Origin of the sequence: Amycolatopsis thailandensis (assembly GCF_002234405.1) — a bacterium.
Classification (GTDB): Bacteria; Actinomycetota; Actinomycetes; order Mycobacteriales; family Pseudonocardiaceae; genus Amycolatopsis; species Amycolatopsis thailandensis.
Map to the genome: position 1 here is coordinate 1 of NZ_NMQT01000212.1, position 11,653 is coordinate 11,653.

Here is an 11,653-nt window from a genome sequence, read left to right on the forward strand (position 1 = left end):
GCAATGAAGGGGCCTTTCATCGCAAAATTTGCGATGAAAGGCCCCTTCATTGCGTTCGCACCAGGACCACCGCACAAGCCGGCACAACACGGATGGGAGACTGCGGGACGTGACTTCTCCCGGCCCCGTTTCCCAGAACCTCCCGCCCGACCAGGTCTTCGACTGGCTCGACGTGGAGGCGGAGAAGCGGGCCGAGGCCGGGCTGGTGCGCAAGCTGCGCATCCGGCAGGCGCAGGAACCCGAGCTGGACCTCGCGGGCAACGACTACCTCGGGCTCGCCAGGGACAAGCGCGTCGCCGGCGCGGCCGCGGCGGCCGCGCTGCGCTGGGGCGCCGGGTCGACGGGCTCCCGGCTCGTCACCGGCACCACCGAGGTCCACGCCGAACTCGAGCACGAACTCGCCCGCTTCTGCGGCGCGCAGGCGGCACTGGTCTTCTCGTCCGGGTTCACCGCGAACCTCGGCGCCGTCACGGCCCTGTCCGGCGCGGATTCCGCGATCGTCACGGACAAGTACATCCACGCGTCGCTGATCGAGGGCTGCCGGCTGTCCCGTTCGGACATCGCCGCCGTCGCGCACAGCGAGCCGAGCGCCATCAAGCACGCGCTGGCGACCCGCCGCAAGCCTCGCGCGCTCGTCGTCACCGATTCCGTGTTCTCCGTGGACGGCGACATCGCCCCGCTGGAGGAACTCGCCGGGGTCTGCCGGGAGCACGGCGCGTCCCTGCTCGTCGACGACGCCCACGGCTTCGGCGTCCTCGGCGAGGGTGGCCGCGGTGCCGTCCACGCGGCGGGTCTCTCCGGCGCGCCGGACGTCGTCACCACGATCACGCTGTCGAAATCCCTTGGGGCGCAAGGCGGAGCGGTGCTCGGACCGCGTCGCGTGATCAAGCATCTCGTGGACACCGCGCGCAGCTTCATCTTCGATACCGCGCTCGCGCCCGCCAGCGCCGCCGCCGCGCTGGCCGCTCTCAGCGCGCTGAAGGCCGAGCCGGAGCTCGCGACCAAGGTGACCGAAGCCGCCGGAAACCTTGCGATGCAACTGAAAGCGGCAGGGTTCCGGGTCGGTCTCCCGGACGCCGCGGTGATCTCGATCCAGGCGCCCTCGCCCGACGCGGCCGTCGCGTGGGCGTCCTCCTGCGCGGATCAGGGTGTGCGGGTCGGCTGCTTCCGGCCGCCGTCCGTGCCCGACGGCATCTCCCGCCTGCGCCTGACCGCGCGGGCCGACCTCACCGAAGCCGATGTGGACCGCGCGGTCGCCGTGATCACGGCAGCGGCGCCTCCCGGCGCCACATCGTGAGGTGCGGGATCCCGTCTTCCATGAACTCGTCGCCCTCGGCCACGAAGCCGTACTTGCCGTAGAAGTCCTTCGCGTAGGTCTGCGCGTCGAGTACGCACGGCGCGTCACCGATCCCCGCGAGCGCCGTCTCCATCAGCCGTCCCGCCAGTCCCTTGCCGCGTGAGCGGACGGCCGTGCACACCCTGCCGATCCGGAAGGTTCCGCCGGCGTCCTGCAGGACCCGCAGATACGAGTCGACGGCGACCGAGCCACCGACCCAGAGATGCCGGGTGCCAGGCAGGAGGTCGCGCCCGTCGATCTCGTGATAGGCGACGTTCTGCTCGACGACGAACACGTCGACGCGCAGGCGGAGGATGCCGTGCAGCTGTGCGGCGGTGATCTCGTCACCGGCGACGGACAGCGGGAACGACGAGGTCTCGGTGATCGGGGTGTCGGTGCTCACGCCCACTTGTTAGCACATCGGACGTGAAGAAGGCATCGATCAGCCGATCAGCCGGCGTCCGTTTTGCTGCGAGATCTCGTTCGCGAAGTGGGAGACGCGCGTGTACACACCCGGCTTGCCCGCCTTCGCGCAGCCTTCGCCGAACGACACGATCCCGATCAGGGTGTCGCCCACCATCAGCGGGCCGCCCGAATCACCCTGGCAGGCGTCGACCCCGCCTTCGGGGTACCCGGCGCACACCATGTCGCTCGGGTCGTAGCCGGAGTACGCGGTGCGGCAGGTCTTGTCGCTGACCACCGGGACGACCGCGCTGCGCAGGTAGTCCGACCGCGCGCCGCCGTCGGCGACCCGGCCCCAGCCGAGGACCGTGGCCTTCGTGCCTTCTTCGTAGAGGTCCGCGTTGCCGTTGTCCGCGACCCTCGCGGGCCGGTACGGCAGCTGCCCGCTGACCGTCATCACCGCGATGTCGTCACCCTTGCCGGGGTCGCCGCTGTAGTCGGGGCTGACCCAGATCTTCGAAACGCGCAGCTCGACGCCGTCTCGCGAACGCTTGTCCTCGCGTCCCGCGACCACGCGGACGTCGTTCTTCTTGACCGCGACCGCGCAGTGCGCCGCCGTCGCGACCGTCGTGGAGCTGACGATCACCGCTCCGCAGTACTGGTTCCCGCTGCGATCGGCCAGGAAGACCGCGTAGGGGTACTGCGAGACCGAAGCCTTGCCACCGCCCACGATCCTCGGTTCGGCCGCCTTCTCCGGGCCGCTCGTCGCGCTGTCGTCCGCCGACGCGCTGGTGACCACGATCGGCACCATCACGGCCGTCGCCAGTACCGCTCCGGCCGCGAGCAGCAGGGTGCGACGTGACTTCTTGGGCATGTTCTTTCCCTTCACCGGGGCGTACGAATGGTCAAGCCCTGGGAAGTCCTTCGACTCCAGCGCGTACACAAGCGATCGCGAATACCCTAATCGGCGAAAGCCCGATGTGGTGTCACTGAAACGGGTGGACCTGTGCTCACCCAACGCATCTGTCAGGCTGGAGCTCGTGCGGGCGACGGCGACGATTCTGGCGGGTACGGCTTTTCTCCTCTTTTCGTGTGCCAGCCCGGCGCCGCCCGGCCCGGCACCCGCACCGGCCACCTCGACCACCCCTGCCGTGACCAGCGCTCCCGAGGAAACCTCTTCCGCGGCACCGGTTCCGAGCTCGTCGGCCCCGCCGCCCGCACCGGCCTGGCAGGTCGGCGCGAAGCCGCTTCCCTTGCGCGCTGACGGTTTCGGGCAGATCCTCCCGACTCCTCCCGTCCTGGCAAATCGTTCCCTGCCGACCGCCGATCCGCTTCCCCCGCCCGCCGGGAACCGGTTCGCGGGCACGGTGAACCCGGTCCCGGCGGACGTGCTCGCGCGCAGCACCTGGCAGGCGGGGTGCCCGGTCAAAGCCGCCGAACTGCGCTATCTCACGTTGTCTTTCTGGGGATTCGACGGCCGCGCGCACACCGGGGAAATGCTCGTGAACGCTTCCGTGGCCAATCCCGTGGTGACCGTATTCGGCCGGTTGTTCTCCGCGAAGTTCCCCATCGAGGAAATGCGCGTGACCGCTCCCGCCGAACTCACCGCCGCCCCGACCGGCGACGGGAACAACACCAACGCCTTCGTCTGCCGTCCGGCCCGCGGCCAGACGAACTGGTCCGCGCACGCCTACGGGCTCGCGATCGACGTCAACCCGTTCTGCAACCCGTACACCAAGGGTGACCTCGTCCTGCCCGAACTGGCGTCGGCGTACCTCGATCGGGGAAACCGGCGGCCGGGGATGATCACTTCCGGGGATCCGACCGTGGCCGCCTTCTCCGCGATCGGCTGGACCTGGGGCGGCACCTGGACGACGCCGAAGGACCGGATGCACTTCAGCTCCACCGGGCGCTGACCGGGAACAACCGGCCGCCGTGAGAAGTTGGCTAGAGTCGGAACCACCCCGCTCCCCCGCCGCAAAGGAAGACAGCGTGCCCCACTACGACCTGGTGATCGTCGGTACCGGATCGGGCAACTCGATCCTCGACCCGCGTTTCGCGGACTGGAACACGGCGATCGTGGAGAAGGGCACGTTCGGCGGTACCTGCCTGAACGTGGGCTGCATCCCGACGAAGATGTTCGTGCACGCCGCCAACGTCGCGGCCACGCCCGCTTCGTCGTCGAAGTTCGGCGTGGACGAGGAGCTGACCGGAGTCCGCTGGCGCGACGTGCGCGACAGGGTCTTCGGGCGGATCGACCCGATCGCCGCGGGCGGCCGCGAGTACCGCGTCCAGCACGAGGACAACAAGAACGTCACCGTCTACGAGGGCGAAGGGCGCTTCACCGGGCACAAGGAGCTGCTGGTCAGCTACCCCGACGGCCGCCCCGCCGAGACGATCACCGCCGACAGGTTCGTGCTCGCCGCCGGCGGGCGCCCGGTGATCCCGGACGTCCCCGGCCTCGCCGAAACCGGCTACCACACCTCCGACACGGTGATGCGGCTCGACGAGCTGCCCGCCAGCATCGTCATCCTCGGCGGCGGGTACATCGCGGCCGAGTTCGCGCACGTCTTCGCCTCGTTCGGGGTGGACGTGACCGTGGTCAACCGGTCCGGCGCGCTGCTGCGTTCCGAGGACGACGACGTCAGCGCCCGGTTCACGGAACTGGCGGCGCAGCGGTTCGACGTCCGGCTCGATCGGAAGACCGTCCGCGCGCGCAAGACCGAGTCGGGTGTCGCGCTGGACCTCGAAGGCCCGCAGGGCGCCGAGACCGTCGAGGCCGAGGTGCTGCTGGTCGCCACCGGCCGCACGCCGAACTCCGACATCCTCGACGTCGCCGCCACCGGCGTGACCACGGGCGAACGCGGGCATGTCGTGGTCGACGAGTACCAGCAGACCGTGGTCGATGGGATCTACGCGCTCGGCGACATCTCGTCGGTCTTCGAGCTGAAGCACGTCGCGAACCACGAACAGCGCGTCGTGCAGCACAACCTGCTGCACCCGGAGGAGCGGATCGAGGCCGATCACCGGTTCGTCCCGCACGCGGTGTTCACCTCGCCGCAGGTCGCTTCGGTCGGGCTGACCGAACGCGAGGCCCGTGAGCGCGGCGTTTCGTACGTGACGTCGCACCAGGACTACGCCGGCATCGCCTACGGCTGGGCGATGGAGGACACCACCGGTTTCGCGAAGCTGCTCGCCGACCCGGCCACCGGGCAGCTGCTCGGCGCGCACATCATCGGCCCGCAGGCGTCGTCGGTGATCCAGCCGCTGATCCAGGCGATGAGCTTCGGTCTCGACGCGAAGAGCATGGCGCGCGGGCAGTACTGGATCCACCCGGCGATGCCGGAACTGGTCGAGAACGCGCTGCTGAACCTTCCGCTGGACTGACCCTCGCGCGTGTGTCATGAGGGGTCCCCATGGGACGAAATCTGTCCGATGGGGACCCCTCATGACACTTCAGACGATGAGAGTGCAGGCGTGGGACTCGTTTCGCGCCGCGAGGTCGCGCACCGCGTCCCTTGTGTCGGCCAAGACGATCATCAAGGCGGGCGAGCGGGCCCCGTCCTCCGAGAACCGCTCGCCCGCCTCGGCGTACCGGCGGACCGCCGCCAAGAACTCCTCCCGCGCCGATGCCGCCTCTCCCGGCACCGTGCGGACCCCCGTCGCCCCCTTGAGGACGTCCTTGGCGCCGTCCGCCTTCACCGCGACGTAGTGCTGCGACTTGCGCAGCTCGGTCGCGGCGTCCCCCTTCGCGTCCGGCCAGTAGCGTCGGATCTCCGCGCCGCTGTCCTTCCACACCTGTACGCACACCCGGTCGACGGCGCGGTAGAACTCGTGCGGCGAGATCGCCGCCGCGGGCCGCTCAGACGCGACGGCGATACACACCGCGGCGAAACACGCCAACGCCGTCCCGTACGCCAGTCCCTCCACCACGCCGACCCCCAGAACCGAGTTTTTGAACAGGTTCAACTCGATCAGGCTAAGGCTCCGCCCGGTGCGGGGTCAAGGAGTTTTTTGAACGCGTTCAGACGAAGCGGCGGCGACCGGCCAAGGCGCCGAAGGTCATCTGCGCGACGAAGACCACGAGCATCATGATCCAGGGGACGGTCCAGCCGTGGGTGAGGTCGTGAAGCAGTCCGAAGAGGAACGGCCCGACGGCCGCCATCAGGTAGCCGATGCCCTGCGCCATCCCCGAAAGCCGCGCGGTGTCCTCACCGCTGCGGGCCCGCAGCGCGATCACGGTCAGCGCGAGCGAGAAGACGCTCATCCCGAGCCCGATCAGGACGCACCAGAGCAGCGGCGAAGCCTCTGGGGCGACCATCATGCCGACCATGCCGACGAAGCCGAAGACACCCAGCCCGACGATCCACGGGCTCTGGCTGTTCGCCCGCGCGGCCATCGGGGCCACCACGAGGCTGATCGGGACGGCGATGAGCGACATCAGCCCGAGGAGCAGCCCGGAGTCGCCCTTGCTCACCCCCGCGTCGATCATCACTTCCGGCAGCCAGCCCATCACGACGTAGGCCAAAAAGGCCTGAGTGCCGAAGAAAAGCGTGACCATCCACGCAAGGGGGCTCCGCAGGAGCGATCGCCCGCTACCCTGCTTGCCTGCCTCGGCGACGGGCGCACGTCCCGCACCGCGGGCTGCGAGAATCCAGACGAGGAGTGCGAGCACCGCCAGCACCGACCAGGCGCCGAGACCTTGGCGCCAGCCGCCGAACGCGTTCTCCAAGGGAGGGGTGAGCGCGGACCCCAGGGCGCCTCCGCCCTGCAAGGCGGCGGTGTACACACCGGTCATCATGCCGACACGCGCCGGGAAGGAGTCCTTGATGACGACTGGGATCAGTACGTTCGCCAAGGCGATTCCCGCCGTGGCCACCAGGGTTCCCCCGAGCACGACGTACGGTCCGTCGATCACCCGCAGCACCAGGCCGACGGCCAGCACCGACAGCGCGGACGCGATCGCCGCGCCGATGCCGAACCGGCGGGCCAGCAGGGGCGCGGCGAGTCCGGCGGCGGCGAAACAGAGCCCCGGGAGCGTGGTGAGCACGCCAGCCCAGGTCGCGGTGGCGCCGAGGTCGTCGCGCATCTCGCCGAGGATCGGGCCGACGCTGGTGATCGCCGGGCGCAGATTGAGGGCCACCAGGATCACCGCGACACCGAGCAGGACGCCGCCGGTGATCACCCCCGGCCGCCACTCCGTTTCGATCGAGCCTTCGAGTTCGAGACTGTCATCGAACGGGGAAACGGGTTCTCGGGAGTCGACACGCACGTCGGCTAGTATCACATACATAGGATGATTGGATGAAGGGACAACGCTGTGCCATTGGCCACCACGCGCCGTGCCGGCCTGGTCGATCAGGTCATCGAGCAGCTGCGTGACGCCGTCACGCAGGGAGAATGGCCCATCGGGCAGCGGATTCCGACCGAGCCCGAGCTGGCAGGGCAGCTCGGCGTCGGCCGTAACACCGTCCGCGAGGCTGTTCGCGCTCTCGCGCACACGGGGCTGCTCGAGGTCCGGCAGGGCGACGGAACCTACGTGAGGGCGACGAGCGAGGTCTCGGGCGCCATCCGGCGGTTGTGCGGTTCGGAGCTGCGTGAGGTGCTGCAGGTGCGGCGCATCCTCGAGGTCGAAGGCGCCCGGCTAGCGGCCGCGTCGCGGACCGAGGAGGAAGTGGCCGAGCTGCGCTCGCTGCTCGAACGCCGCAACGCCGAACTGCGCGAGGGCCATTGGGAGGATTTCGCCCGGCTCGACGCGGAATTCCATTTCGCCGTCGTCCAAAGTGGACATAACACCCTGCTGACCGAGATGTACCGCGGGCTCACCGAGGTGATCACGGCCAGCGTGGCCGCGACGTCGAACGTGACGCCGGGGCGCGAGTACCTGCCGGAGATAGGGCACGAAGGGCTCGCCGAGGCCATCGCCGACGGCGACGCCGACCGGGCGGCCAGCGAGGCGTGCGGTTTCCTGGACGAACTCCTGGCCCGCGTGGACCACGAGGACGCCTGACCCTCGAGTACATGAAGGCCCCCTTCCTTGCGCTAGACGCAAGGAAGGGGGCCTTCATGTACTTGCCCTATGGCAGGGTCAAGATCTCGGCGCCGTCCTCGGTCACCACGAGGGTGTGCTCGAACTGGGCGGTCCACTTCTTGTCCTTGGTGGTGACCGTCCAGTCGTCGGCCCAGATGTCGTAGTCGATGGTGCCGAGGGTGATCATCGGCTCGATCGTGAAGGTCATGCCCTGCTCGATGACCGTCTCGACCGACGGCTCCTCGTAGTGCAGGACGGTCGGCGCGGTGTGGAACGCCGGGCCGACGCCGTGGCCGGTGAAGTCCCGCACGACGCCGTAGTCGAACCGCTTCGCGTACGCCTCGATGACGCGGCCGATCACGTTGAGCTGCCTGCCGGGGCGGACGGCCTTGATCGCGCGCATGGTCGCCTCGCGGGTGCGCTCGACCAGCAGCCGTGCCTCCTCGGAGACGTCACCCGCCAGGAACGTCGCGTTGGTGTCGCCGTGGACGCCGCCGATGAACGCGGTGACGTCGATGTTGCAGATGTCGCCGTCCTCGATCACCGTCGAGTCCGGGATGCCGTGGCAGATCACCTCGTTGAGCGAGGTGCAGCACGACTTCGGGAACGCGCGGTAGCCGAGGGTGGACGGGTACGCGTGGTTGTCCAGCAGGAACTCGTGGATCACCTTGTCGATGTCGTCGGTGGTCGCGCCGGGTTTGACGGCCTTGCCGCCCTCCTCGAGCGCCTGTGCCGCGATCCGGCTCGCGACGCGCATCGCCTCGATCACCTCGGGCGTGCGGACCCCGTTGCCCGTGTCGCGTTTCGGCGCCGGCCGGTCGACGTACTCGGGGCGGGCGATGCTGGCGGGGACGACTCGCCTGGGCGTCTGGACGCCGGGCTTCAAGGGGGAACGAACGGACATGAGTCCAGCCTACGACCTGACGGCTAGCCGAGCCCCGCCAGGAAGCGCTGGGCCGCCTCGACCGCCGGTCTGGACGTCCCCGCGTCGGTCGTCAGCACCGCGAAGGCGAGGTCTCCGGTGTAACCGGCGAACCAGCCGTGCGAATGCGTGCCGTCGCCGAACTGGGCCGTCCCGGTCTTGCCCCGGACGTCGGGCAGCGGCTTGAGCAGCGTCGCCGTGCCGTCGGTGACGACCTCGCGCATCATCCCGCGCAGCGCGTCGAGCACCTCCGGCCGGATCGGTTTCCCGAGCCCGGACGACGTCGCGGCCATCCCGCGGACCAGTGTCGGCACCGGGATCTTCCCCGACTGGACCGTGGCGGTGGCGACCGCGAGGCCGAACGGGCTCGTCACCACGGTCCCCTGGCCGAAGCCGTTCTCCGCCCGCTGCGCGACGGTGTTCGCCGGCGGCACCGAGCCGGTGATCGTGGTCAGGCCGGGGATCACGAAGTCGGCGCCGACGCCGAGGTCGCGCGCGGCATCGGTCAGCGCGGCGGGCGGCAGGTCGGTCGCGAGCTTCGCGAAGGTCGTGTTGCAGGACTTGGCGAACGCCGTCGACAACGGGACGACGCCGAGGGCGAACTTGCCCTCGTTCGGCACCGTCCGGTTTTCGAAGGTGGCCGTGCCGGGGCAGTCGACGGGGCTGTCCGCCCGCACCGAGCCAGCGGACAGCGCGGCGACGGCGGTGGCGATCTTCATCGTGGAGCCCGGCGGGAACCGGCCGGTGAGCGCGATCGCGCCCTGGGCGTCGGCCGGGGTGTTCTGTGCCACGGCCAGGATTTCGCCCGTCGACGGCTGGATCGCGACCAGCGCGGCGGCCGTCGGGACCGGAGCGAGCGCCCGCTCCGCCGAACCCTGCGCCTTCACACTGAGTGTGCTGACGACCGCGGGGGCCGGTTTGGGGTGTTCGTCGTGCAGGTCGACGATCTCGCCGCCTGCCGTGTCGAGCGTGACGACGCGCCAGCCCGCCGAACCCTCGACCTGGTCCTCGACGAGCGTGCGGACGGACGGCAGCACCTGCTTGCCGAAGTTCTTGTCGTCGGGAAGCAGCCTGTCCTGCTGGCTGAACCGGACGCCGGGCAGGTCGTAGATCTCGGGTTTCACCTCTTGGTAGCTGCTCGCCCGCAGGCTCACCACCGGATAGCCGGCTCCCGGTTTGAGCGCCTTCACGCCGTCGCGGATCGACTGCCCGGTCACCGTGGCTTCGAACCGGTTGAGCGCCGCGCCGAGTTTGTCGGAGACCGCCACCAGATCGCCCGCCTTGGCCGGGTCGAGCACCACGCTGACGACGTTCTGCGGGCGCAGCAACGGCATCCCGTCGCGGTCCAGCACCGGCGCGAGGTCCGGCGGCTCGGACTTCAGCGCGACGGTCTGCTGCGCGGCCAGCTGCGGATGGAGCACGGTGGGCAGCCAGCGCACCTTCCAGCCGCCCTGGGTGGAATAGACCTGCGCGTCGGCCTTGTACGTCCACACCCGGCCGCGCGGGAGATTCCACGTGAGCTGATAGGTCGCCGTCCCGTTGTCCGCCCCGGACGCGTGCTTGACCTCGTCCGCCGCGACCTTGACCGACTCGGGGGAAAGCGCTTTCCGCGCCATCTCCAGTGCCGCCCGCGCGGCGTCCGGCGAATCGGTGAAGAACGCCGCCGCGGCGGCGTCTCCGGAAGAGAGTCCGTCGAGGAAACCCGTGATCGCGTCTTCAGGGCCCGAATCGGCGAAGAGGCCGCACCCGGCGGCCGAAAGGCCCACCACCCCCGCGAGCACGACGACGGCGAAACGACGACCTGCTGGCATGCCCCGGATCCTGCCATTCCCGGCGGTTTCCGACCGGATGCAACGCCGTTCTAGAAAAGAACAGTCGCGTACTGTCCGACCTGCTGGAAGCCGATCTTGCGATAGGCCGCGAGCGCCGGGCTGTTGTAGGCGTTGACGTACAGGCTCGCGGTGCGGCCCATCCCGCGGACGAGCCTGGTCACCACGGACGCCGTCCCGGCGGTGCCGAGGCCGCCGCCGCGGCGTTCCGGATGCACCCAGACGCCCTGGATCTGGCCGACCGTGGAGGACATCGCGCCGATCTCGGCCTTGAAGACGACCTCGCCGTCCTCGAACCGCGCGAACGCCCTGCCGCCGGCGATGAGCTCCGCGACCCGGGCGCGGTAACCGGCGCCGCCGTCGCCGTTGCGGGGATCGACGCCGACCTCTTCGATGAACATGGCTATCGCGGCCGGGAGGTACCTGTCGAGTTCCTCCGGGCGTACGGCGCGGACCGCCGGATCGGCGGCGACGGACGGGATCCCGTCGAGCGCCAGCAGCGGCTGGTCGTGCCGGACTTCGCGGGCGGGGCCCCATTCCGACTCGAGTTCGTCCCACAGCCCCAGCACCTGTTCGGCCGGGCCGACGAGCGACGAACAGCTCCGCTGGCGGCGCAGGGCACGATCGGCGAAGGAACGCAGAGCGGAGGCGTTGCCGCGCAAAGGGATCAGATTCGGCCCGGAGAAGCACAGCCCCTGGAGCCTGCCCGCGCGCACCGGGCGGGAATCGGCGGCCCAGAGCTCACCACCGAGCCGCCAGGGGTCGAGACCCGCGGTCTCCACCCTGGCACTGACCATGCAGCTGCCGACCGGGTCTGTGGCGAGCGCGGCACGGACCGCCGGATAGTCCCGATCATCGAGCAGCCGTGCACCTGCAAGCCGCAACACCACTCCAGGGTGCCAGATGAGCGGCGTAAACGGAACGCAAGCTTTACGACACGCTGAGAGAACCTCAGCAGGTCGGGCCCCACAAGCGCCATGAAAGGTCCTTTCCTCGCAAATTTTGCGAGGAAAGGACCTTTCATGGCGTGGTCTCGACCACTCGGCCGGATTCAGCCGACGGTGACGGTGGGTTCTCCCTCGCCGATGGTCTGGCCGGATTCTTCGGCGATCCGCATGGCCTCTTCGATCAGC

The 11,653-nt window shown here is 69.6% G+C and carries 11 protein-coding genes; 4 read left to right on the forward strand and 7 right to left on the reverse strand.

The features are described 5' to 3' along the window. Positions 1–109: 109 nt before the first annotated feature. The gene (locus tag CFP71_RS41240; protein ID WP_093939308.1) at positions 110–1,297 is read left to right on the forward strand and encodes an 8-amino-7-oxononanoate synthase; all 1,188 of its coding nucleotides are present in this window, start codon (positions 110–112) and stop codon (positions 1,295–1,297) included. On the opposite strand, the gene CFP71_RS41245 is transcribed toward CFP71_RS41240, so the two are convergent. Further along, entirely contained in the window at positions 1,263–1,745 is a 483-nt protein-coding gene (locus CFP71_RS41245) for a GNAT family N-acetyltransferase (RefSeq protein WP_093939309.1), read from the reverse strand. The two genes, CFP71_RS41240 and CFP71_RS41245, sit on opposite strands and share 35 nt — an antisense overlap. A 33-nt stretch (positions 1,746–1,778) precedes the next feature. Beyond that, positions 1,779–2,612, reverse strand: a complete 834-nt coding sequence (locus tag CFP71_RS41250; protein WP_093939316.1) for a S1 family peptidase — start codon at positions 2,610–2,612, stop codon at positions 1,779–1,781. Positions 2,613–2,889: 277 nt separating this feature from the next. Here CFP71_RS41250 and CFP71_RS41255 point away from each other — a divergent pair, with 277 nt between their 5' ends. Together CFP71_RS41255 and CFP71_RS41260 are read left to right on the forward strand one after the other, a co-directional pair. Then, on the forward strand, positions 2,890–3,654 hold the full coding sequence (locus tag CFP71_RS41255; protein WP_244200026.1) for a M15 family metallopeptidase: 765 nt from the start codon (positions 2,890–2,892) through the stop codon (positions 3,652–3,654). Positions 3,655–3,730: 76 nt separating this feature from the next. Then, complete coding sequence (locus CFP71_RS41260) at positions 3,731–5,125, forward strand: mycothione reductase (RefSeq protein ID WP_093939310.1); 1,395 nt, start codon at positions 3,731–3,733, stop codon at positions 5,123–5,125. Positions 5,126–5,194: 69 nt separating this feature from the next. Here the strand turns inward: CFP71_RS41260 and CFP71_RS41265 are convergent, their stop codons facing one another. Continuing rightward, positions 5,195–5,707, reverse strand: coding sequence for a hypothetical protein (locus CFP71_RS41265; RefSeq protein ID WP_244200027.1), 513 nt, complete (start codon positions 5,705–5,707; stop codon positions 5,195–5,197). Between the two features lie 55 nt (positions 5,708–5,762). Then, the gene (locus CFP71_RS41270; protein WP_093939311.1) at positions 5,763–7,010 is read right to left on the reverse strand and encodes a CynX/NimT family MFS transporter; all 1,248 of its coding nucleotides are present in this window, start codon (positions 7,008–7,010) and stop codon (positions 5,763–5,765) included. A gap of 48 nt (positions 7,011–7,058) precedes the next feature. Between CFP71_RS41270 and CFP71_RS41275 the strand changes: the two genes are divergently transcribed. After that, positions 7,059–7,748 (forward strand): FadR/GntR family transcriptional regulator, encoded by a 690-nt coding sequence (locus tag CFP71_RS41275; protein WP_093939312.1) that lies wholly within the window; start codon positions 7,059–7,061, stop codon positions 7,746–7,748. A 67-nt stretch (positions 7,749–7,815) separates the two neighbouring features. Here the strand turns inward: CFP71_RS41275 and map are convergent, their stop codons facing one another. The 3 genes from map to CFP71_RS41290 are packed head-to-tail and all read right to left on the reverse strand — an operon-like array spanning position 7,816 to position 11,407. After that, positions 7,816–8,673 carry a type I methionyl aminopeptidase gene (gene map / locus CFP71_RS41280; protein WP_093939313.1) on the reverse strand — a complete coding sequence of 286 codons (858 nt, stop codon included), beginning with the start codon at positions 8,671–8,673 and terminating at the stop codon, positions 7,816–7,818. A gap of 23 nt (positions 8,674–8,696) precedes the next feature. Beyond that, positions 8,697–10,502 (reverse strand): penicillin-binding transpeptidase domain-containing protein, encoded by a 1,806-nt coding sequence (locus tag CFP71_RS41285; protein WP_093939314.1) that lies wholly within the window; start codon positions 10,500–10,502, stop codon positions 8,697–8,699. A gap of 50 nt (positions 10,503–10,552) precedes the next feature. After that, positions 10,553–11,407 carry a GNAT family N-acetyltransferase gene (locus CFP71_RS41290; protein WP_093939315.1) on the reverse strand — a complete coding sequence of 285 codons (855 nt, stop codon included), beginning with the start codon at positions 11,405–11,407 and terminating at the stop codon, positions 10,553–10,555. Positions 11,408–11,653: the final 246 nt, after the last annotated feature.

Excerpts from the sequence above, each read along its gene's own strand:
- CFP71_RS41250 (WP_093939316.1), bottom strand. The coding sequence starts at position 2,612 with ATGCCCAAGAAGTCACGTCGCACCCTGCTGCTCGCGGCCGGAGCGGTA.
- map (WP_093939313.1), bottom strand. The coding sequence starts at position 8,673 with ATGTCCGTTCGTTCCCCCTTGAAGCCCGGCGTCCAGACGCCCAGGCGA.
- CFP71_RS41285 (WP_093939314.1), bottom strand. The coding sequence starts at position 10,502 with ATGCCAGCAGGTCGTCGTTTCGCCGTCGTCGTGCTCGCGGGGGTGGTG.